Below are 20625 nucleotides of genomic sequence, written 5' to 3' on the forward strand. Positions count from 1 at the left end.
TGCGCTTGAGTGGAGTTCGCGGCGGTGCCCGGCGGGCGCGCGCGGGCTTGGCGCTTGGGCGGAGTTCGCGGCGGTGCCCGGCGGCCGAGCGCGGGTGTTGCCTCGGCGAGCCGCCCGGCCGCCCGTCCTACCCCTCGGTCCCCGCCGCCGAGTCCAAGCCCCGCCTATACGCCTCGATGGCCTCCGCCACATGACCACGTTGTCGGAGCACGTCACCCAACCTCAACGCCGTCGAAACCGCCGCCCCGTGCAGTGAGGCCCGTGTCTGGATCTCCGCCGCCTCGCGCAACAACCGCGTCGCCTTCTCCAAATCCCCCTCGGCCTGGGCGATCTGCCCGCGCAACCCCGTCGCTTCCCCCAGCGCCTCCACATCGCGCGCCAGCAATGGCCACACCTCCGACACCAGCGAAGCCGCCTCCGCGGACGCCCCCTGGCGGAGCCGGACCTCGGCCAGCTCGACCGTCGCCCCCGCGACGCCCTCCTCCGACCCGATCGCCGCCAGCTGGTCGCGGGCCGCCGTCAGCTCCGCGCGTGCCTCCGCCAACCGGCCCAGGCGGCGCAGCAGGTACCCCCGCGCCCAGCGGCAACGGGCCGCGTCGCGGTCGAACCCCACCGACGCGAACAGCCGGCACGCCTCGATCAAATCCTGCTCGGCCCGCTCCGGCTGCCCGATCGCCTGCCACACCTGCGACGCCTGCCGGTGGAACCGCGCGACGAAATCCGGCCGCGTGGCCACCCGGGTCAGCCGGACACCGTCGTGGGCCGCGCGCTCGGCGCGGTGCAGCCCGCCCATCTCCATCAACGGGTGGATCAACGCGCTGAGCAGGCACAACTCGGCGTCGGGATCGAGCTCGGACGAACTCAAAGCCGATTCGACGCGGGCGATCGCCGTCCCGGCGTCGCCGCTCAGGTATCGGCAGCCCGACCAGCGGTGCACGATCATCGCCCGCAGCCACGGCGGCGCCGCACCTTCCAGCTCCGAAGCGTGTTCCAGCTCCTTCTGCGCCCCCGAGACGTCGAACAGCTGCCACTTCACCTCGGCCCGGCAGAACCGCGCGTAGCACTCGACGTCGTCGAGGCGGTAGCCCGCGGCCTGCTGCGCGACCGTCGCGAACCGCTCCTCCGCCGCGGCGACCCGGCCCTGTTCGAGGTCGCGGTACCCCTCGTCGAGCGCCGCGCGCAGCTCCTCGGCGATGCCGGGTGGCCGGCCGAACCGCAGCTCGTCGACGGTCAGGCTGAGCCGGCGCGCCAGGTAGGCCAGCATCTCCTCCGACGGTGGCCGGCTGCCCGTCTCGACCTTCGCGAGGAAACCGCGGTCGTAGCCCGGCTCGGCCAGCTCGCGCTGGGTCCACCCCCGGTCGGTGCGCAACCGCCGGATCCGCGCGCCGAGCGGTTCGGTCATCTCCCCACGGTAGGTCATCGCCCCGCCGGGCCGCCGCACCGGAGACCACGGCCGGTCCGGTCGGGCACCACGCGTGTCCGCATGAACCGAAACGGACATATTGACGCCCCGGCCGCCGTCAGGCTAGCGTTAAATAGGAAACTTTCCTAACAAAGCGGAGGCCGATCATGCGCCTGCTTCCCCTCGCGACGGCGGCCGCGCTTGCCGTGCCCCTCGCCGCCGCCCCGGCCGAAGCCGCGACCCCGGCGCAGGTGCGCGTCGACCAAGTCGGCTACGCGCTGGGCGAGGCGAAGCACGCGTACCTGCTCGGCGGCGCGCCCGGGAAGTTCAGCGTTGTCGACGAGCGCGGCCGCACCGTCCGGGAGGGCCGCACCGGCGCGAGCCTCGGCGCCTGGAACACCCGCTACCCGGCCGTGTTCGACCTCGACCTGTCCACTCTGGACCGACCGGGCACCTACCGCGTGAAGGCCGCGGGAGCGACGTCGCCGCCGTTCCGGATCGACACCGCGAGCCGCCTGTTCCGCCCGCTCGTGCGCGCCACGACCGAGTTCTTCCAGGCCCAGCGCGACGGCCACGACGTCGTCCCCGGCCGGCTCGACCGCAAGCCATCGCACCTCGCCGACAAGCAGGCGACCGTCTACGCGGAACCGAAGTTCCAGGGCGAGGGCGGCGACGAAATCGTCGAACCGCTGAAGCCTCAAGGCGGCCCGGTCGACGTCGAAGGCGGCTGGGTCGACGCGGGCGACTTCGTCAAGTTCACCTCCAACACCGCGTATTCGCTGGCCGAACTCGGTTTCGTGCTGCGTGACGACCCCGATCCGGTGCTGGCGAAGGAAGTCCGGTTCGGCCTCGACTGGCTCGACAAGATGTGGGACGGCAAGACCAGGACCCTCTACGCCCAGGTCGGCATCGGCACCGGCAGCGAGGAGTTCGGCTTCCTCGGCGACCACGACGTCTGGCGCGAGCCGCAGGACGACGACGCGTTGGACGTCAAGCCCGGCGACCCCGCGTACTTCGTCAAGTACCGCCCGGTGTTCCCGGCCGCCCCGGCGGGCGCACCGCTGTCCCCGAACCTCGCCGGTCGCGTCGCGGCCGCCTTCGCGCTGGGCGCGCAAACCCAGGCCCACCGCGACCCGCGCCTGGCCCGGCACTACCTGGCCGAAGCCGCCGCGGTGTTCGCGCAGGCCAAGACGACGGGCGTCGGCGAGCTCGTCAGCGCGTTCCCGCACGCCTACTACCCGGAGTCGTCCTGGGAGGACGACCTGGAGCTCGGCGCGACGCAGCTCGCGCTGGCCGCCCGCAAGCTGAACGACCCCCGCGCGAACGGCTGGGTCCGCGACGCGGCGAAGTGGGCGAAGGCCTACATCGGCAGCGACGACACGAGCACGTTGAACCTCTACGACACCAGCGCGCTCGCCCACGCCGACCTCGCCGGGCTCCTGCGCGCCGGCGTCCCCGGCGCCGCGCTCGGCGTCCGGGACCTGGCCGCGGACCTGCGCCGGCAGCTGGACGCCGGGGTCGAGCAGGCGAAGAAGAGTCCATTCCGGACCGCGGTCGACATCACCGACTTCGACGCCGCCAGCAAGAGCTTCGGCTTCGCGGCCACGGCGCGGCTCTACCAGCGCGTCACCGGCGACACCCGGTACGCGGCCTTCGGCGCGCAACAGCGTGACTTCACGCTCGGCGCGAACGCCTGGGGCGTGTCGCTCGTGGTCGGTGTCGGCTCGACGTTCCCGCAGTGCCCGCACCACCAGGCCGCGAACCTCGCCGGCCCTTCCAAAGTGCTGTACGGCGCCGTCGTGAACGGCCCGAACGGCGCGGACAACTTCGCCGATCTGCCGTTCCCGGCGGGCGCGAAGGAATGCACCCGTCCGTATGAATCCTTCGACGGCCAGGGAAGTCGCTACGCCGACGACCTCAGTTCATGGCCCAGCAACGAGCCCGCCATCGACTTCACCTCCACGGCGCTGCTCGCTTTTTCGCTGGCGGCGAGGCCGTAGCATGGGGAAGTGAGCGAACAGTCTGAATGGCCGGACGGCCAGTACCCCGAACGCCCGGTGGAGCGGCACAAGGGCCCGGTCGTGCTGCGCCGCGACCGCCGCGACCAGGGCAGCACCACCGACCAGCGGCTCCTGGACGCGCGCGGCCCGAGCGACTGGGTGCACACCGACCCGTGGCGCGTCCTGCGGATCCAGGCCGAGTTCGTCGAGGGCTTCGGCGCGCTCGCCGAGGTCCCGCGCGCGGTCACCGTGTTCGGCTCGGCGCGCACCAAGCGCGACAACCCCGAGTACGAGCTCGGCCGCAAGATCGGCGGCGCGCTGGCCAACGCCGGCTTCGCCGTGATGACCGGCGGCGGCCCGGGCGCGATGGAGGCGGTCAACCGCGGTGCGGCCGAGGCCGGCGGCTTCTCCGTCGGGCTCGGCATCGAGCTGCCGTTCGAGCAGGGCCTGAACCCGTGGGTCGACCTCGGCGTCAACTTCCGGTACTTCTTCGCCCGGAAGACGATGTTCATCAAGTATTCGCAGGCCTTCATCTGCCTGCCCGGCGGCTTCGGCACGCTCGACGAGCTGTTCGAGGCGCTGACGCTGGTGCAGACCAAGAAGGTCACGAAGTTCCCGGTGGTGCTGTTCGGCAGCGCCTACTGGGGCGGGCTGTACGAGTGGATCAAGAACTCGGTCATGGCCGAGGGCAAGATCAGCCCGCACGACCTCGACCTGCTGCACGTCACCGACGACATCGACGACGCCGTCCGCGTGGTCCAGGAGTCCTACCAGGCCTGGGAGGACACCCACTGATGACCCGGATCTGCGTGTTCTGCGGTTCGTCGATGGGGTTCTCCCCGCGCTACGCCGAGCAGGCGGCGGCACTGGGCAAGCTCCTGGCGCAACGCGGCATCGGCCTGGTGTACGGCGGCGCGAGCGTCGGCACGATGGGCGTGGTCGCGGACGCGGCGCTGGCGGCGGGCGGCGAGGTGGTCGGCGTGATCCCGGAGGCGCTTTCTTCGGTGGAGATCTCGCACGCGGGGCTGTCCGAACTGCACGTCGTCCGCGACATGCACGAGCGCAAGGCCAAGATGGCCGGGCTGTCCGACGGTTTCCTGGCCCTGCCGGGCGGCGCGGGCACCCTGGAAGAGCTGTTCGAGGTCTGGACGTGGGCCCAGCTGGGCCTGCACGGCAAGCCGATCGGCCTGGTCGACGTCGACGGCTACTACGGGCCGCTGCTCGCGTTCGCCGACCACATGGTGGCGGAGGGGTTCGTCAAGGCGGACTACCGGCAGCTGCTGATGGCGGACGCGGACCCGGCGGTGCTGCTGGACCGGTTCGAGACGTATGAACCGCCGGCCCCGCCCAAGTGGGCGACGGAGCCGCCGGGGATCTGACGTCGGTGGCGTCCGGCTCCGGTCCCGAGCCACGGTGGGCTCGGGACCGGCGGCCTCGGTGCTTCACGTATCGGGCAGGGTCCGGGGGAGGGTGGCACGGAGGACGTCGAAGTACTGTTCACGGCCCCAGTCGGCTCGGTTGCCGATGACGATCAGCCTGCGCTTCGCGCGAGAGACGGCAACGTTGAGCAGGTTGGGCTTTTCCGCCGCCCAGGAGCGGGCTCGCTGCTTGCCCGGCCCGCCACCCAGGACGAGGATCACCACATCGGCTTCCTTCCCTTGAACGGTGTGTACGGTCCCGATGTGCTCCGTGGCGAAGTCCCACCCGAGCTGCGACCCGACGACCCGCTGGCTGCCCTGGATCACCTTCCGGAAGGGGCTGATGATTCGGATGTCCCTCAACGGGACGCCGTCGGCGATCAGGTCGTGCAGCAGACGTACCAAGACGCGGCCTTCCTCGGGGATCCACTTGTCCTCCGACTCACCGGACGCGACGTCGATCCACTGGTTCGAACCGGGGTACGGACCGCGGTCACCCGTCCCGTAGACCATCACCGTGCCGCCGTAGGCGATCCGGTTGGAGATCTCGAACATGGGCCGGTCGCACCTGCGATGCACCCGCAACGGTGAACCCACCCACAGCGGCGGGCTGTCGTCGTCCTGCGGAAGCGCGGTGCCGAAGCGGGCCAGCCGGTCGGCGATCTGCTGGGCCGAGGCTCGTCCGGGTGCCCACCTCCGGTCCACGCGAAGATGCCGGCCCAAGGCGTCCTGCGTTGTCTGGGGCAAGGAGACGATGGGCTCGAGTTGCCGCGGGTCACCGACGATCAGGGCACGCCGAGCACGCCACATCCCGCCAACCACCTGCTGTGGAGCCGCCTGCCCGGCTTCGTCGACGAACAACCAGCCGAACGTGTCGGCCTTGAACTGCCCGAACAAGCGGGGGAGCGACGCGAACGTCGTCGAGATGATCGGGACTACGAGGAACAGCGACTGCCACGCGGCCAGGAGCTCGTCCGTCGCGATCGTCAGGCGCTCGCGGAGAGCGGTCATGACGGTGTTCAGGTTGTCTTTCAGTCGAGCCTCGGAACCGAGCACGAACGCCTTGTGCAGGCGGAGGGCTTCGAGGAAGACGTCGTTCCTCGCGCGGGTGAACTCGGGGTCGGCCCACGGCGTCCACAGCTGGAAGTCGTCCGGGTCGCGGAAGCTCTCGGCCACCGGAAGCACGTCCGGCCACCGTGCGCGAGCCGAGTCGACGATCTGCGTCGTGGCCGTCACCTTCCGGCGCTCTTCGCGCCGTCGCTGGTCGTAGTGCCGGCACTGCTCAGCCAGCCGATTCAGCTCGGCGTGGAGGTTGTCCTGGTGGAACTGGCTTTCTCGGAGCTCTCGGCGGGCGAACTCACGGGTCTGGGCGAGCCCGTCGTCGCGTTGGCGCCACTCGTTGAGCCGGCGGAACAAGCTGAACACCTGTTCCCAGAATCCCGGTTTGCGTCGCAGGTGTAGCTCGTATTCCCGATCGGCCTCGGCGAAGGCGCGTCGAGCTCGGTGCAGCCGCGCCGAGACCGCGGGCACGTACTGGTGGGTCCGGCGCCAGTGGCCCTGCGCTTCCGAGAGGTTCTTCTCGACTCTTTCGAGATCGGCTCGCTCGAGCGCCAGACGAGTTATCGCTTCGGCGATGAGCTGGCGTTCGTCGGCGAGCTTCCGGACCTTCTCCAAAGCTGTCTTGAACCGAGCTACCGAACGTGCCCAGTCGGCAGCGTCGAGTGGTTCTCGCGCGGCGTCGTCCAGGAGCGCGCGCATTCCCTTGATCTGCTCCGGTTCGGCTTGGTCCTGCTGGTCGGTGTTCGACGACGGCCGGCTGTCGCCCCACCAGAAGCTCTTGACGAAGGCCGCGCAGTGGGACTTCCTCCCGAGTTTCGCCGCCACGAGGCCCCACGCCTCGGCGCCGAGCACGTGGGTGGCCAGTTCGGTGAAGTAGTCGGTGGCCAGAGCGGCTTCTTCCCCACCGCGTACCGCGCCGATGCCGGGGATCTCGGCCGTGACGTTCTCCGCGGCGTCGTTACCCGTCGTCGCCAGCAGGATCTCGAAACCGGTGAGGTCGGCGCGTGGCGCACGGACGGTCGCGGTGTAGCGGTCGGAAAGAACGACCCTGCGTGGCGGCCCGGAGAAGCCGTCGACGGGGTGGTGCAGCGTGGACAACGCTTCGGCGCGCTGGACCACGATCGCGGCGAGCACGTCGCGCAGGAGAGTCGTCTTGCCGGTACCTGGAGGGCCGTTGACCGCGAAGACACCGCCATCCGGGCCGAGGTCGCCGATGACCCGGTCGACGGCGAACTGCTGGCTCACCACCAGCGACCGCTTCGGGTCTTGCGGCCACCTTCCCGGCGGGATCCGTGCGGGCTCGACACTCCGGACGACCGCCGCGGTGTCCGATCGGACGTCGATCCGGTCGCCGGCCGGGATCGTTCGGTCGGCTCGGAGGTACTCGGCGAGTGCGGTTCCGGTTTTCTCACTCGCGACCGCGTCGGCGACGCGTGCCAGGTCGTCCATGAGGTAACTGTTCAAGAAGTTCTGCTCGACGGGCTCGGCTGCGTCGCGAGCTCGGACGACCGAAATCTTGACGCGGATCCCGCCAGTTCCGAGCAGGTCCTTGATGCCCAGTTCGGTCCCAGCTTCCCGGCGAACCAATGCAACGCGCGCGAGGTGATGACGAATCGGGGCGCACTCGATTCGGCTGCTTCCTCGTACTCGTCCTTTTCCGGGGCCTCGGACGCGTCCTGCTTCTTGGGGGTGAGCAGTGCTTCCGCGAACTTCCCGGCGACCGCTCCGGCGACGCCACCCACGATCGGACCGGCCACGGCTCCGACCGTCGCCGCCGCCGCGGTGGTGACGGCTGCTCCGGCGGATTTGGCTCCCTCGGTGCCCGCTTCGATCGCGGCGGCCTTGGCCTTGGCCGCGATCGCGTGCCCAGCCGCACGGGCGACCCCTGCGGCTCGTGACTTCAGCGTCGTGGAGGCGGTCAACGCGTTCAGGGCGGTCGCGAAGTCCCGCTCCTCCTGCTGGAAGCCTTCCAGCCATTCCGGCGTCTCCGGATTCACCTTCGCCGTTCGCCCGATCGCCCAGGCGCAGGCCGACAGTGTTCCGGAGTTCTCGATCAGCGCGCCTCGCGCGTCGAGAGTGAAGGCGAACGAGGCGGCTTCACCCCGGAGGGGCTGATCGACGTACCTACCGTCGTCGCCGAAGTGCCGCTTCAGAACCGATTGCACCCCGGCGAGGTCGAACAAGCCACCGTAGACGGTGTACTGCCTGGTAAACCCCGGGCTCAGCGGTTTCTTGCTGATCGGATGCTGTTGGTCCCAGGGGCACACCGCACCCGGCGGGAGGTCGAGAACCCACTCACGGGTATTCCGCGCACCCAACGCGGTCGGCTTGGGCGCTTTTTGCGGGCTGAGTATTTCTATCGACCGCCAGAAACGCAGTATCCGGCTGGCTTGGTTTTCGTCCCTCATGGTCCCCCTGTCGCACCCTCCCTGGCGCCAGGAAGAGTACTAGGGTTACCGAGGGTTCAATATCAAGTTGCCGAGCGTGCTTGATTTGGATTAATCGCGCGTTATCGGAGAAATGGCGTCGATTCGCACATCTGCGGTGGCGGCGCGGACGAACGCCGCCACCGCCCGGGATCGTGTCCGGTCGGGCCAGGCCAGCAGCACCGACGTCCGGGGCGCGTCGAGCACCGGCACGCACGCGATGTCCGCGCGCGCGTGGCGGCGGGCCGACTCCGGGACGATCGCCACCACCTGGCCCAGCGCCACGAGCTGGAGCAGCTGCCCCGCGTCCCGCACCTCGGACCCGTCCACGTCGCTGCCGGGCCAGCGGGGGAACGGCTCGCCGTCCAGGTCGGTGAGCACCAGTGCCGACCGGCCGGCCAGCCGGTGCCCGCGCGCGAGCATCGCCACCTGGTCCTGCTCCAGCAGCAGCTCGGTGTCGAACCCGACGCAGTCGTCGTGGGGGCCGTGCAGGAACGCCAGGTCGACGCGGCCGTCGCGCAGCATGCGGGACTGCTCGCCGACCCCGCCCACGACGACCTCGACCTCGGTCGCGTCCGGGTCGGCCCGGTAACCGGGGAGGATCCGTTCGAGCAGGCCGGCGTCGCCGTCCGGTTTCATCGCCACGAGCAGCTTCGGCACCTCCTGCCCCGCGCGCTGTGCACGGCGCACGGCCGCGTCCACCGCGTCGAGCGCTTTTCGGCTCTCCGCAAGGAAAACCGCGCCCGCGGGGGTCAGGCTGACGCCGCGGCTCGTGCGGTTCAGCAGCGGCACGCCCATGCGGCGTTCGAGCTGCTGGATGGCGCGCGACAGCGGCGGCTGCGCCATGCCGAGGCGCCGCGCGGCCCGGCCGAAGTGCAGTTCCTCGGCGACGGCCACGAAATACGCGAGCTCCCGCGTCTCCATACCGCCAGAGTATCGGCCGATGCGGCATCGGTGTTGGCTCGCGCGGGCGGCCCGCTGGTGTGCTGGGGCCATGGACGAAATCACTTTGGTCACCGGCGCGAACAAGGGCATCGGCCGGGAGATCGCCGCGCAGCTCGCCGCCCTCGGGCACACCGTCGTCATCGGCGCCCGCAGCGCGGAACTGGGCGAGAAGGCGGCCGCGGAACTGGGCGCGGATTCGGTGGTCCTCGACGTGACGGACCCGGCGTCGGTCACCGCGGCCGCCGCCCTGGTCGAGGAGCGCTACGGCCGGCTCGACGTGCTGGTCAACAACGCCGCGATCGCCCGCCCGCCGGGCACCGAACCGGCCCACCAGAGCCCGAGCACCGCCGACCTGGGCACCCTGCGCACGATCTTCGAGACGAACTTCTTCGGCGTCATCACGGTCACGAACGCGCTGCTGCCGCTGCTGCGCCGGTCGGCCGCGCCGCGCATCGTCAACGTCGCCAGCAGCGCCGCGTCGCTGACCCGGAACGCCGACCTCGACACCGAGCTGCCCATTTCGGCGGGGTACACGCCGTCGAAGACCGCGTTGACGTCGTTGACCCTGCAGTACGCGCGGGAGCTGCGGCCCGACGGGATCCTGGTCAACGCGGTCTGCCCGGGCTACTGCGCCACGGACCTCAACGGCCACGCCGGCTTCCGGACCCCGGCGCAGGGCGCGGTGGCAGCGGTCCGGATGGCGACGATCGGCGCGGACGGTCCGACGGGCACCTTCGTCGACGACGAGGGCGTGGTGCCCTGGTGACGGCCTAAACCGCCGGGCCGGGCCACGCGTGGAGGGTGGCGAACCGAGGGAAGGAGCCCAATATGGTCCGGAAGAGCAAGCGCGTGGTCCGGCGGCTCGCGGCCGTGCTGCTGGCGCCCGTAGCGGCCCTGGCGCTGGCCGCGACGCCCGCCTCGGCGGCGACCAGCGGCTTCGCGACCGTCAGCTCCTGGCAGGACTGCCCCGAAGGGTGGTTCTGCGCTTGGGAGAACGCCGACGCCACCGGCCACTGGGCCCGCTTCCAGGACGGGTCGTCCGATCTGACGAAGGCGATCAACGGCTACGTGTTCAACGACAAGTTCCAGTACGCCTACAACCGGACGGGCAACGTCTGGGCCCTCTACGAGAACATCGGCTACAACTACTACCAGCCCGGGCGCAAGCTGCTGATCGGCCGCGGCTGGCGGGGCCCGCTGGCGCCGAAGTACAGCTTCGCGAACATCACCAGCTCGCTGCTCTGGATCCCCAACTAGGCGACGCCCTCGCTGGGCCGCTTGTGGTAGGTGTCCACGTACTCCTGCCCCGAGATCTCCAAGATCGCGTACATGACCTCGTCGGTCACCGACCGGCGGATCGCCGGCGCGTAGTCCTGGCCCTCGTACCGCGAAAAATCGAGTGGCTTGCCGAACGTGATGCCGATCTTGGCCAGACGCGGGATGCGAGCCCCGCCGGGCTGGAGGCCCTCGGTGCCGGTCAGCGCGACCGGCACCACCTTCGCCCCCGTCGCCAGCGCCAGCGCCGCGACGCCCGTGTGGCCGCGGTGGAGCCGGCCGTCCAGGGAGCGCGTGCCCTCGGGGTAGATCGCGAAGACGCCGCCCGCGTCCAGCACCTTGCGGGCCGCCTCCAGGGCCGCGAGCCCGGCCTGGGCGTTGCCGCGCTCGACCGGGATGTAGCCGAGGCCGCCGACGAACCCGGCCATCAGCTTGCCCTTGAGGCCCTTGCCGGTGAAGTACTCCGCCTTGCCGAGGAACTTGACCTGCCGCGGGGTCGCGAACGTGATCACGCCGGTGTCGAGCGCGGCGCGGTGGTTGGCGGCCAGCAGCACCGGGCCGTCGGCGGGCACGTTCTCCACGCCCCGCACCTCGGGCCGGTACACCGCCCTGGCCAGCGGGCCCAGCACGAACCGGACAAGCAGCGCGATCAAGTGGTCCTCCTCCTCGGGTGCGGTGCCACCAGCATGGCACGATCGTTACTCGTGAGTTGGTTCGAGCGGCGTACGTGGCAGGAGCCCGGGTGGACGCCCGGGGACATCGTGACCGCGAAGGGTGACCGGACGGTTTCGGTCGTGCTACCGGCACTGGACGAAGAGCGGACCGTGGGTGACGTCGTCGCGTCGGTACGGCCCCACCTGGGGAGTGTCGTCGACGAGCTCGTCGTCATGGACTCGGGTTCCACGGACGCCACCGTCGAAACGGCCGAGGCCGCCGGCGCGCGGGTGGTGCGCCGCGAGGACGTCCTGCCGGACCTGCCGCCGGTGCCCGGCAAGGGCGAGGTCCTGTGGCGCTCGCTGGCCGCGACCAGCGGCGACGTCGTCGTGTTCCTCGACTCCGACCTCGTCGACCCGGACCCGGCGTTCGTGCCGTCGCTGCTCGGGCCGCTGCTCACCGAAAACGGCGTCCACCTGGTCAAGGGCTTCTACCGGCGTCCGCTGCGACTGGAGAGCACCGGCGGCGGCCGCGTCACGGAGCTGCTGGCGCGGCCGGTGCTCTCGGCGCTGCGCCCGGCGCTCGGCGGGCTGGTCCAGCCCCTCGGCGGCGAGTACGCGGGCACCCGCGAGTTCCTCGAGTCGGTGCCGTTCGCGGCCGGGTACGGCGTCGAGATCGGGCTGCTGCTCGACGCCGAGGCCCGCTACGGCCTCGACGGGCTCGCCCAGGTCAACCTGGGTGTCCGCAAGCACCGCAACCGGTCGCTCCTGCAGCTGGGCGCGATGTCCCGGCAGATTCTGGGCACGGCCCTGGACCGCTGCGGCGTCCCGGCCGCGGACGCGCCGTTCACGCAGTTCGTGCAGGTCGACGAGGAGTGGCTGCCGGACGTCACGGACGTGCGGGTCGCCGACCGGCCGCCGATGCGGGAAGTGCTCGCCCGTCCTCGAGGGTGAGGACCTCGTCGAAGCCGGCCAGGTGCTCGGGCCGGTGGGTGACGAGGACGACCGTGCCTTTGGCGTGCGCGAGGACGTTCTGCAGGACGGCGTCGCCGTGGGCGGGATCGAGGCCTTCGACCGGCTCGTCGAGGACCAGCACTTTCGGGTCAGCCAGGACGGCCCGGGCGAGGATCAGCCGTTGCCGCTGACCGCCGGAGAGCGCGTCGCCGTCCGGGCCGGTTTCGCGGTCCAGGCCGAGGTCGAAACCGGCGGTCGCGCAGGCTGCCGCCAGTTCGCCGTCGGTCGCGTCCGGCTTGGCGAGCAGCAGGTTTTCGCGGACGGTCGTGTGGAAGATGTGCGCGTCGGCTTCGGCGCCCGAGATGATCCGCGGCAGGTCGGCGTACTCGCCGAGCGGGTGGCCGTCGAGGAGGACCTGGCCGTCCGTCGGGGTTTCGCTGCCGAGCAGGAGCCGCAGCAGGGTGGTCTTCCCGGCGCCGCTCGGGCCGAGGATGCCGACGCGCTTGCCGGGCGGCAGGTCGAGGTCGATGTGCTGCAACGCGGGCGCGCGGCCCGGGTACCGGACGCCGGCGTTCGCGAGCCGGAAGTGTCCACTTTGGACTCGTCGGGTGCCGGTGGGCTTGACGGGCGTTTCGAGGACGGCCTTCACGCGGGCGGCCGACGCCTGGATCTCGGGGACGCGGCGGGCGGCCCCGATCAAGGGGAGGACGACCTCGAAGCTCGTCAAGGCGGCGAGGGTGAGGGCGGCGGTCCACGGCACGGAGGCGTGGCAGAGCAAGGCGACGGCGACCGTGGTGACCAGCTGGACGAGCGTCCCGGCGGCGGTCGCCACGGCGGTCTTGGCCGACGCTTTCCGGTCGGTCGCGGCGATCTCGTCGACCACTGCGGTGGCCCGTGCGCGGTGTTCGTCGAGGGCTCCGGCAGCGACGAGTTCGCGATGTCCGGTGACGAGTTCGACCGCGCGTTCGGCGAGTTCGGCTCGTCTTGGAGCGTCTTCCCGAGCGGCCCGGCGGGTGATCCGGACGACCAGCCACGGCAGCAGGACCCCGGCGACGAGCAGTCCGGCACCGAGCACGATGGCGGCGGACACGGACGCGGTCAGCGTGATCGCGACGGCGGAGGTTCCGACCAGCGCGGCGACGCCCGCGGGCAGCAGCCACCGCAGGACGGCGTCCTGCAGGGCGTCCACATCGGACACGAGCCGCGTGACGAGGTCGCCGCCGGAGAACCGCGAGCCGGGAACGAGGGCCTGATAGACGCGGGTTCGGAGGGCGCCGAGCCACCGCAGGACGACCTCGTGCCCGGCGAGCCGTTCGGCGTACCGGAGACCGCCGCGAAGGAGGGCGAGGGTCCGGACGCCGACGATGGCGACGGTCAGGGCCCCGAGCGGCGGCTGTTCGGCGGCGCGCAGGAGCAGCCAGGCGGCGGTGGCCATGAGCGCGAGGGCGGCGAGTTCGGCGCCGGCCCCGAGAAGGGCGGCACGGAGAAGTCGCAGGAAGTCCCTTGTGGACAAAGCCCAGATGTTCACGCCGCCACCTCCGCACAAACGCGCCCATCCCGCAGCTCGATCACCCGGTCCGCCAGCGAAACCATCGCCGGCCGGTGCGCGACCAGCAGCGCCGTACGCCCCGGCAGCAACCGCCGCGTGGCGGACAGCACTGCCGACTCCGTGCGGGAATCCAGCCGCGCGGTCGGCTCGTCGAGCAGCACCAGTCCCGCCGAAGTTCGCGCCAGCGCCCGAGCCAAGCCGACGCGCTGACGTTGGCCCGCCGAGAGAACCTCGCCCAGCTCGCCGATCGGCGTGTCGAACCCACCGGGCAACCCCGCGGCCACCGAATCCAGCGCCGCCGCCCGGGCCGCCGCGGGAACGTCGGCGGGCGAGCCCAGGGCGATGTTCGACGCCAACGATCCCCGGAACAACGTGGGCCGCTGCGGGACCCAGGCAACGTCGGCCAGCCAGTCCGCGGGGGACAGGGATCGCAGGTCCACGCCGTCCACGAGCACCCGCCCCGAAGCAGGCGTCACGAACCCCAGCAGGACAGCCAGCACCGTGCTCTTTCCCGACCCGCTGGGCCCGACCAGCGCCACCCGCGAACCGGCAGGCACCGAGAAGTCCACTTCGGACAAAGCCGGAACGCCCTCGTAGGAAACCGATACCCGCTCGAAGACGACCGAAGGCGCCCCTCGACGTCGAGTGCGGGCAGCCGAGCGCGGCGAAACCACCGGCACGGCGAGGACCTCGCGCAATGCCGTCAACCCTTCCGCCGCCGCGTGGAACTTCGCGCCTGCCGCGCGCAGCGGCAAGTACGCCTCCGGTGCCAGCACCAGGATCAGCAGCGCCGTCCGGGCGTCGAGTTCGCCCGCCAGCAGCCGGAACCCGATCGGCACCGCGACCAGCGCGACCGACAGCGTCGCGACCAGCTCCAGCACCAGCGACGACAGGAACGCCACGCGCAGCGTCTTCAGCGTCGCGTCGGCGTGGGCGGCGGCCATCGAGCGGACCGTCGAGGCCTGGGCGGACGCCCGGCCGAAAACGCGAAGCGTCCCGAGCCCGCGCACGACGTCGAGGAAGTGCCCGCCCAGCTTCAGCAGCAACGACCACTGCCGCGAAGTCCGCGCGGCCGTGTGCTTCCCGACGAGGATCGCGAACACCGGGATCAGCGGCAGCGTCGCCGTCACCACCAGCGCCGACACCAGGTCCGTCGTGAACAGCCGCACGACCACCGCGATCGGCACCACGACCGAGACGACCAGCGACGGCAGGTACCCGGTCAGGTAGCTGTCCGTCGCGTCGACACCCCGCGTGACCTGCGTCGCGACGACGCCGGCGCGGTCCGGTGACGAGCCGAGCAGCCGTCGCCGAAGTCCACTGCGCACCGCGGCCGCGAAGCGTCCACTGAGGACACCCTGACCCCAGGTGAGCGCGACCCGCCCGAGCAAAGCCACGACCAGGAACAGGGACACCCCGCCGCCGGTGAGCAGCGTGGCCAGCCCTTCGGCTTGCAGCAGCACCGCGGCCGCGGAAAGAACACCGAGCGCGGCCAGTACGGACAGGTACCGCCGGAGTCCGGGCAGAGCAGGCACGGGAACTCCTAGAAGTGCAGCAGCGAACGCTGGTCGACGGGGTTCCGGTGCGCGCGCCAGGTCAGCCACTGCACCACGAGCAGCAAGACCAGCGCCGGCGCGGCGAACCAGCCCAGAATTCCGAACGTCCCGGACGCCGTCGCCGCGTCGCCGACGGTCAGCGTCGAGCCCGGCGACGCGAGCACCGTCGGGAACCGCAGCGTCCCGGCCAGCAGTGCCGGGCTCGCCGACAGCACCATCGACCCGACGAGCGCCACCCGGTACCGCCGGGTCCGCAACCCCAGCCAGCAGGCGGCGAAAGCCCCGAAGGCCAGCACGGCGACACCCGCGCCGAGCGCCGTCACACCGTCCAGCGCGAAGAACCCCCAGCCCGTCGCGATCACCAGGAACGCGAAGACGGGCGCGGTCAACGAACGCGCCAGCCGCACCGCGCGGCGGGTCAGCTCCGCCGGCGCGCGGACCGCGAGGAACGCCGCCCCCTGCAAGCAGAACAACGCGACGAACCCGAGCGCCCACAGCGCCGCGTACGGGTTGAAGAACGCGAGCACGTCGGCGATCGGCGGCAGCCCGAGCACCACGTTGCCGAGGAACAGGCCCCACGACAGCGCCGTCACCAGCGCGCCGCCGACGATGCCCGCCGTCCAGGCACCGCGCCGCGCGTCCGGGCGGCGGCTGCGCAGCTGCATCGACGCCGTGAACGTGACCAGGCCGAGCAGCAGCGTCACGACCAGGACGTACGCCCCGGCGAACACCTTGCCCTCCAGGTGCGGGAACGCCCCGAAGAGCAGGCCGACCGCGGCCACCAGCCACACCTCGTTGGCCAGGAAGAACGGCCCGAGCGCGCCGAGCGTCTGCCGCCGCTTCCGCTCGTCGGCCTCGAACGCGGGCAGCAGCATCCCGACGCCGTAGTCGTAGCCCGCCAGCGCGAAGTACCCGCAGGTCAGCAGGCCGAGCACGCACCACCAGAAAGTCGCCACCGGTCAGACTCCGCTCAGGACGGGCAGTTCGGCGGGCTCTTCGGCCGGTTCCGGGCCGCGCTTGGCGACGCGCGCCATGAGCACCCAGTCGGCCACCGCGAGCGCGGCGAACAGCACGGAAAAGGCGATGAAGGAGAACAGGATCTGGCCCGCCGGGACGCCCGCGATCGCGTCCGCGGTGCGCAGCTTCCCCCAGACCAGCCACGGCTGCCGGCCGAGCTCGCGCACCAGCCAGCCCATGATCGCGGCGACGAACGGCAGCGGGATCGCCGCGACCATCAGGTAGTGCAGGAACCGGGCCTTGGTGATCCAGTTCTTGACCAGCAGCAGCGTGCCGAGGAGCGCGCAGAGGAACATCAGGAACCCGAGCCCGATCATGGCGCCCAGCGGCATGCCGACGACGCTCTCGTCCAGCTTGTCCGGCTGGTACATCTTCAGCTGGCCGAACTGCGCGAAACCCTGGTTGACGACGAAGATCGAGCCGACGAGCGCCGCGACGACGCCGATCCGCATCGAGCGGCCGAAGAACTCGACCTCGGTCGTGCGCTTCAGGAAGTGGTACGCGCTGACGCCGACCACGAAGAACCCGCCGGTCACCAGCGCCGCGCTGAGCACGTGCGGCAGCGACGCGGCCAGCGCCGGGTTCGAGAACAGCGCGCCGAAGTCGTCGAGGTGCAGCGTGCCGCCTTCGAGCCGGCTGCCGACCGGGTTCTGCAGGAACGAGTTGGCCAGCATGATGAACAGCGCCGACGCGTACGCGGTCAGCGTCACCAGCCAGATCAGGGTCAGGTGCAGCCATTTGTTCAGGCGCCCGAAGCCGAAGATCCACAGGCCGAGGAACGTCGACTCGAGGAAGAACGCGACGAGCGTCTCGATGGCCAGCGGTGCGCCGAAGACGTCGCCGGCGAATGCGGAAAGCCCGGTCCAGGTCAGCCCGAACTGGAATTCCATCACGATTCCGGTGACGATCCCCAGCGCGTAGTTGATCACGTACAGGCGGCCCCAGAAGCGGGTCATCCGCAGCAGCTCCGGCTTGCCGCCGAGCGTCCAGCGCGTCTGCATCACGGCCACCAGCGTGACCAACCCCAGTGTGAGCAGCACGAACAGGAAGTGGAACGAGGTCGTCGTCGCGAACTGGAGTCTCGCGACCGGAAGTGCGTTCATGTAGACAGGCTACACATAGTCTGCCTACATGTAGCGAGCCGACGTGTAGACTGCGTACTCATGAAGGCGGACACCCTGCGCGGTCACCTCGACGCGCTGCTGCTGGCCGTGCTCGACGGCCGCAAGCTGCACGGCTACGCGATCATCGAGGCGCTCCAGCTGCGCAGCGACGGCGCGCTCGACCTGCCCACCGGCACCGTCTACCCGGCGCTGCGCCGGCTCGAGCGGGCCGGCTGGCTGGCCAGCGAGTGGGACGTCGTGTCCGGCCGCAAGCGCCGGACCTACCGCCTCACCCGCTCCGGGCAGCAGGCCCTGGCCGCCGAACGCGCCGAGTGGCGGGAGTTCACCACGGTCATCGGGGGAGTGCTGGGGACATGATCGACGAATACCTGGGCGACTTGGACCGCAGGCTGCACGGCTGCGGCCGGTTCAAGGCCGACCTGCTGGACGAAGCCCGCGACGGGCTGCACGACGCCGCCGACGCCTACCGCGCGGGCGGCTGGAGCGACGAGGACGCCGAGCGCCGCGCGGTCGCCGACTTCGGCCCGGCGGCCGTCGTCGCCCGCGACTACCAGGCCGAGCTGGGCATGCTCAGCGGCGTCCGGACGCTGTGGAAGCTCGTCATCGGCGTCCCGCTGATGCAGGCGTCCTGGGACTACGCCCGGATCCTCACCTTCGGCGAGTGGACGAAGCTGTCGACGCCCACGCCGGAGTGGTACAAGGTGGTCGCCCACACCACCCACGGCGCCGTCTTCGTGGTGCCGGTGATCGGCCTGATCGCCCTGCTGGGCACCCGCTGGCTCAGCCGCCGCCTCGACGCCGTCCGGCTCGCCCGGTTCTGCGGCGTCCTGATCGCGCTGGCCGTCGGCATCAACCTCGCCTCGGTCGGGCTGGTCATCGGCTCGACCGGCCTGGTCGACGTCTCGAGGCTGTTCTTGAGCGTCCCGTGCGTCCTGTTGATGGTCGCCTGGGTGCTGCTTTCGCTGCGGCTCGTCGTGCTCGCGAGACGTTCCTGGGGTGGGTATGCCACGATCGTCGCGTGACGACCGCGCTGATCTACCTCGTAGTCATGCTGCTGGTGGCCGCCGTGGTGTTCCTGCTGGCCGCGGTGGTCTTCGGCCGGGGTGAGGAGCTCGCCCCGCTGCCGCCGGGCAGCTCGCCGACGCGGCTGCCCGCCGAGGACATCACCGGCGAGGACCTGACCGAGGTCCGCTTCCAGCTGGTGCTGCGCGGCTACAAGATGTCCGAAGTGGACTGGGTGATGCGCCGCCTCGGCGTCGAGCTCGACGAGCTGCGCACCCGGGTCGCCGAGCTGGAGCAGCGCGAACGCGAGCGGGAGAGCTCGCCCGAAGGCGCCCAGTGACCGATCTGATCCTTTCGGTCGACGTCCGCGCGCCGGCCGGGACGACCTGGCTCGCGCTGACCGACTGGACCCGCCAGGGCGAGTGGATGCTCGGCACCGAGGTCGAGGTCGTCGAGGGCAACGGCCGCAGCGTCGGCTCGCGGATCGCGGCGTTCACCGGGCTGGCCGGCCTCGGGTTCACGGACACGATGGAGATCACCAGCTGGGAGCCGCCGGTGCGGTGCGGCGTCCGCCACCTCGGCAGCGTCGTCCAGGGCACGGGCACGTTCCAGGTGGTGGCCAAGGGCGCGACGCGCTCGACGTTCGTCTGGGCCGAGCACCTGCGGCTGCCGTTCGGGCCGCTGGGCCGGCTCGGCTGGCCGGTCGTGCGGCCGGCGTTCGCGCTGGGGGTGCGCCTGTCGCTGCGGCGGTTCGCGCGGTTCGCGGAGGACTATTCGGTGGGTGGGGATGAGTGAGCTTCTCGGCGCCGACGGCGTCGCGCGGTGCGGCTGGGGCAATTCGACGCCGGACTACGCGGCGTACCACGACGAGGAGTGGGGCGTTCCGCTCCACGGACAGGACGAGCTGTACGAGCGGCTGTGCCTCGAGTCGTTCCAGTCGGGGCTCTCGTGGATCACGATCCTGCGCAAGCGGGAGGGCTTCCGGAAGGCGTTCAAGCAGTTCAAGCCGGCGAAGGTGGCGAAGTTCGGCGACGCCGACGTCGAGCGGCTGATGCAGGACGCGTCGATCGTGCGGAACCGGGCCAAGATCCTGGCGGCGATCAACAACGCTCGCGCGATCGCTTCGCTGGACACGCCGCTGGACGACCTGCTGTGGTCGTTCGCGCCTTCGTCTCATCGGCGTCCCGCCTCCATGGCGGACGTCCCGGCCATCACCGACGAGTCCAAGGCGATGGCCAAGGAGCTGAAGAAACGCGGGTTCGTCTTCCTCGGCCCGACGACGTGCTACGCGCTGATGCAGGCCACCGGCATGGTCGACGACCACGTCAAGGGCTGCTTCCGGGCCGCCTGACCCGGAAGCAGCCCCCGGCGGCTACTTTCCCTGGAAGTTCGGCTTGCGCTTGCCGACGAAGGCCTCGACGGCCTCGGTGTGGTCGGCGGTCGCGCCGAGCGCGGTCTGGGCGGCGTCCTCGGCGTCGAGGGCTTCCTCGAACGTCGACTGCGCAGCCAGGTTGAGCACGCTCTTGATCTTCGCGTAGGCGACCGTCGGCCCATTGGCCAGCTTCGCGGCGATCTTCTGGGCGCGGCCCGGCAGCTCTTCGTCCGGCACGACCTCGCCGACCAGGCCGAGCCGCAGTGCCTCGGCCGCGTCGACGGTCCGGGCGAGCAGCATCAGCTCGGCCGCGCGGCCGTAGCCGACCAGCCGCTGCAGCGTCCACGACGCGCCCGAGTCCGGGCCGAGCCCGACGTTGGCGAACGCCATCAGGAACGACGACGACTCGGCGGCGATCCGCAGGTCGCTGGCGTAGGCGAACGCGGCCCCGGCACCGGCGGCGGTGCCGTTGATCGCCGCGATGACCGGCTTCTCCATCGACACGATCGCCTGGACGATCGGGTTGTAGTGCTCCTTCACCGTGTGTAGCGGGGCGGGGTCACCCGCTTGCAGCAGTCCCACGTGCTCCTTCAGATCCTGGCCGGCGCAGAACGCCTTGCCGGAACCGGTCAGCACGACCGCGCGGACCGCCTCGTCGCCCGCCGCCTCGCGCAGTGCCGCGAGCAGTGCTTCCTTCAGCTCGACGGTCAGCGAGTTGTACGCCTGCGGCCGGTTGAGGGTCAGGGTGCGCACCCCGTCGGCGTCGGCGGTCAACAGGACGTCGGATGTGGTCACGTCTTCTCCTTGCGCGGATGCATCGGTCGTTCGACAGTCTTTCACCTCGCGCGAGCCGCATACCAGCACCGATACGGC

The 20625-nt window shown here is 71.1% G+C and carries 21 protein-coding genes; 11 read left to right on the forward strand and 10 right to left on the reverse strand.

Annotated elements, in window-relative coordinates; all coding sequences use genetic code 11:
* Positions 1-127: 127 nt before the first annotated feature.
* Positions 128-1420 carry a helix-turn-helix domain-containing protein gene (locus BLV96_RS36625; protein WP_091390058.1) on the reverse strand — a complete coding sequence of 431 codons (1293 nt, stop codon included), beginning with the start codon at positions 1418-1420 and terminating at the stop codon, positions 128-130.
* A gap of 149 nt (positions 1421-1569) precedes the next feature.
* Between BLV96_RS36625 and BLV96_RS36630 the strand changes: the two genes are divergently transcribed.
* Genes BLV96_RS36630 through BLV96_RS36640 form a run of 3 tightly spaced genes read left to right on the forward strand, consistent with a single transcriptional unit; the run spans position 1570 to position 4781 of the window.
* Positions 1570-3402, forward strand: a complete 1833-nt coding sequence (locus tag BLV96_RS36630; protein ID WP_086678968.1) for a glycoside hydrolase family 9 protein — start codon at positions 1570-1572, stop codon at positions 3400-3402.
* A gap of 9 nt (positions 3403-3411) precedes the next feature.
* Entirely contained in the window at positions 3412-4197 is a 786-nt protein-coding gene (locus tag BLV96_RS36635; protein WP_086678967.1) for an LOG family protein, read from the forward strand.
* Positions 4197-4781 (forward strand): LOG family protein, encoded by a 585-nt coding sequence (locus tag BLV96_RS36640; protein ID WP_086678966.1) that lies wholly within the window; start codon positions 4197-4199, stop codon positions 4779-4781. Before BLV96_RS36635 ends, BLV96_RS36640 begins: the two co-directional genes overlap by 1 nt.
* 63 nt (positions 4782-4844) lie before the next feature.
* Here the strand turns inward: BLV96_RS36640 and BLV96_RS36645 are convergent, their stop codons facing one another.
* The 3 genes from BLV96_RS36645 to BLV96_RS36650 all read right to left on the reverse strand — a co-directional run bounded on the left by BLV96_RS36645 (position 4845) and on the right by BLV96_RS36650 (position 9229).
* Positions 4845-7328, reverse strand: coding sequence for a DEAD/DEAH box helicase (locus BLV96_RS36645; RefSeq protein WP_244180744.1), 2484 nt, complete (start codon positions 7326-7328; stop codon positions 4845-4847).
* An 11-nt stretch (positions 7329-7339) separates the two neighbouring features.
* A complete protein-coding gene (locus BLV96_RS50935; RefSeq protein WP_244180745.1) occupies positions 7340-8287 on the reverse strand; it encodes a hypothetical protein in 948 nt (315 codons plus the stop codon).
* Positions 8288-8377: 90 nt separating this feature from the next.
* Positions 8378-9229, reverse strand: a complete 852-nt coding sequence (locus BLV96_RS36650) for a LysR family transcriptional regulator (protein WP_086681635.1) — start codon at positions 9227-9229, stop codon at positions 8378-8380.
* Between the two features lie 70 nt (positions 9230-9299).
* On the opposite strand from BLV96_RS36650, the gene BLV96_RS36655 reads away from it, so the two are divergent.
* On the forward strand, positions 9300-10016 hold the full coding sequence (locus BLV96_RS36655; RefSeq protein ID WP_086681638.1) for an SDR family oxidoreductase: 717 nt from the start codon (positions 9300-9302) through the stop codon (positions 10014-10016).
* 62 nt (positions 10017-10078) lie between these two features.
* Entirely contained in the window at positions 10079-10507 is a 429-nt protein-coding gene (locus tag BLV96_RS36660) for a peptidase inhibitor family I36 protein (RefSeq protein ID WP_086681641.1), read from the forward strand.
* Here the strand turns inward: BLV96_RS36660 and BLV96_RS36665 are convergent.
* Positions 10504-11178 (reverse strand): lysophospholipid acyltransferase family protein, encoded by a 675-nt coding sequence (locus BLV96_RS36665; protein WP_086681644.1) that lies wholly within the window; start codon positions 11176-11178, stop codon positions 10504-10506. The genes BLV96_RS36660 and BLV96_RS36665 overlap by 4 nt on opposite strands.
* 51 nt (positions 11179-11229) lie before the next feature.
* Between BLV96_RS36665 and BLV96_RS36670 the strand changes: the two genes are divergently transcribed.
* Complete coding sequence (locus BLV96_RS36670; protein WP_086681647.1) at positions 11230-12132, forward strand: glucosyl-3-phosphoglycerate synthase; 903 nt, start codon at positions 11230-11232, stop codon at positions 12130-12132.
* Here BLV96_RS36670 and cydC read toward each other — a convergent pair.
* From cydC to BLV96_RS36690, 4 genes are read right to left on the reverse strand one after another with little or no spacing between them, the layout of a single operon-like run.
* Complete coding sequence (gene cydC / locus BLV96_RS36675; protein WP_086681650.1) at positions 12068-13660, reverse strand: thiol reductant ABC exporter subunit CydC; 1593 nt, start codon at positions 13658-13660, stop codon at positions 12068-12070. The two genes, BLV96_RS36670 and cydC, sit on opposite strands and share 65 nt — an antisense overlap.
* The gene (gene cydD, locus BLV96_RS36680; protein WP_167379852.1) at positions 13657-15216 is read right to left on the reverse strand and encodes a thiol reductant ABC exporter subunit CydD; all 1560 of its coding nucleotides are present in this window, start codon (positions 15214-15216) and stop codon (positions 13657-13659) included. The genes cydC and cydD overlap by 4 nt, the downstream gene beginning before the upstream one ends.
* An 8-nt stretch (positions 15217-15224) precedes the next feature.
* Positions 15225-16193: a cytochrome d ubiquinol oxidase subunit II gene (locus BLV96_RS36685; protein WP_086681654.1), complete on the reverse strand. Its 969-nt coding sequence runs from the start codon at positions 16191-16193 to the stop codon at positions 15225-15227.
* A 3-nt stretch (positions 16194-16196) separates the two neighbouring features.
* Positions 16197-17357 (reverse strand): cytochrome ubiquinol oxidase subunit I, encoded by a 1161-nt coding sequence (locus BLV96_RS36690; RefSeq protein ID WP_086681657.1) that lies wholly within the window; start codon positions 17355-17357, stop codon positions 16197-16199.
* A gap of 60 nt (positions 17358-17417) precedes the next feature.
* Between BLV96_RS36690 and BLV96_RS36695 the strand changes: the two genes are divergently transcribed.
* The 5 genes from BLV96_RS36695 to BLV96_RS36715 are packed head-to-tail and all read left to right on the forward strand — an operon-like array spanning position 17418 to position 19731.
* Positions 17418-17735, forward strand: coding sequence for a helix-turn-helix transcriptional regulator (locus tag BLV96_RS36695; protein WP_086681660.1), 318 nt, complete (start codon positions 17418-17420; stop codon positions 17733-17735).
* A complete protein-coding gene (locus BLV96_RS36700) occupies positions 17732-18400 on the forward strand; it encodes a permease prefix domain 1-containing protein (RefSeq protein ID WP_086681662.1) in 669 nt (222 codons plus the stop codon). The genes BLV96_RS36695 and BLV96_RS36700 overlap by 4 nt, the downstream gene beginning before the upstream one ends.
* Complete coding sequence (locus BLV96_RS36705; protein ID WP_086681665.1) at positions 18397-18720, forward strand: DivIVA domain-containing protein; 324 nt, start codon at positions 18397-18399, stop codon at positions 18718-18720. The genes BLV96_RS36700 and BLV96_RS36705 overlap by 4 nt, the downstream gene beginning before the upstream one ends.
* Positions 18717-19175, forward strand: coding sequence for an SRPBCC family protein (locus BLV96_RS36710; protein ID WP_086681668.1), 459 nt, complete (start codon positions 18717-18719; stop codon positions 19173-19175). The genes BLV96_RS36705 and BLV96_RS36710 overlap by 4 nt, the downstream gene beginning before the upstream one ends.
* On the forward strand, positions 19168-19731 hold the full coding sequence (locus BLV96_RS36715; protein WP_086681671.1) for a DNA-3-methyladenine glycosylase I: 564 nt from the start codon (positions 19168-19170) through the stop codon (positions 19729-19731). The genes BLV96_RS36710 and BLV96_RS36715 overlap by 8 nt, the downstream gene beginning before the upstream one ends.
* A 21-nt stretch (positions 19732-19752) precedes the next feature.
* Here BLV96_RS36715 and BLV96_RS36720 read toward each other — a convergent pair whose 3' ends face one another.
* Positions 19753-20547: an enoyl-CoA hydratase-related protein gene (locus BLV96_RS36720; protein ID WP_086681674.1), complete on the reverse strand. Its 795-nt coding sequence runs from the start codon at positions 20545-20547 to the stop codon at positions 19753-19755.
* Between the last annotated feature and the right edge of the window lie 78 nt (positions 20548-20625).

The organism is Amycolatopsis pretoriensis (assembly GCF_900107925.1).
Lineage (GTDB): Bacteria > Actinomycetota > Actinomycetes > Mycobacteriales > Pseudonocardiaceae > Amycolatopsis > Amycolatopsis pretoriensis.

Bases quoted from the DNA above. Each gene is read 5' to 3' on its own strand.
- BLV96_RS36625 (WP_091390058.1), bottom strand. From the start codon at position 1,420: ATGACCTACCGTGGGGAGATGACCGAACCGCTCGGCGCGCGGATCCGG.
- BLV96_RS36630 (WP_086678968.1), top strand. From the start codon at position 1,570: ATGCGCCTGCTTCCCCTCGCGACGGCGGCCGCGCTTGCCGTGCCCCTC.
- BLV96_RS36640 (WP_086678966.1), top strand. From the start codon at position 4,197: ATGACCCGGATCTGCGTGTTCTGCGGTTCGTCGATGGGGTTCTCCCCG.
- BLV96_RS36645 (WP_244180744.1), bottom strand. From the start codon at position 7,328: ATGGACGACCTGGCACGCGTCGCCGACGCGGTCGCGAGTGAGAAAACC.
- BLV96_RS50935 (WP_244180745.1), bottom strand. From the start codon at position 8,287: ATGAGGGACGAAAACCAAGCCAGCCGGATACTGCGTTTCTGGCGGTCG.
- BLV96_RS36650 (WP_086681635.1), bottom strand. From the start codon at position 9,229: ATGGAGACGCGGGAGCTCGCGTATTTCGTGGCCGTCGCCGAGGAACTG.
- BLV96_RS36655 (WP_086681638.1), top strand. From the start codon at position 9,300: ATGGACGAAATCACTTTGGTCACCGGCGCGAACAAGGGCATCGGCCGG.
- BLV96_RS36660 (WP_086681641.1), top strand. From the start codon at position 10,079: ATGGTCCGGAAGAGCAAGCGCGTGGTCCGGCGGCTCGCGGCCGTGCTG.
- BLV96_RS36690 (WP_086681657.1), bottom strand. From the start codon at position 17,357: ATGAACGCACTTCCGGTCGCGAGACTCCAGTTCGCGACGACGACCTCG.
- BLV96_RS36695 (WP_086681660.1), top strand. From the start codon at position 17,418: ATGAAGGCGGACACCCTGCGCGGTCACCTCGACGCGCTGCTGCTGGCC.
- BLV96_RS36700 (WP_086681662.1), top strand. From the start codon at position 17,732: ATGATCGACGAATACCTGGGCGACTTGGACCGCAGGCTGCACGGCTGC.
- BLV96_RS36715 (WP_086681671.1), top strand. From the start codon at position 19,168: ATGAGTGAGCTTCTCGGCGCCGACGGCGTCGCGCGGTGCGGCTGGGGC.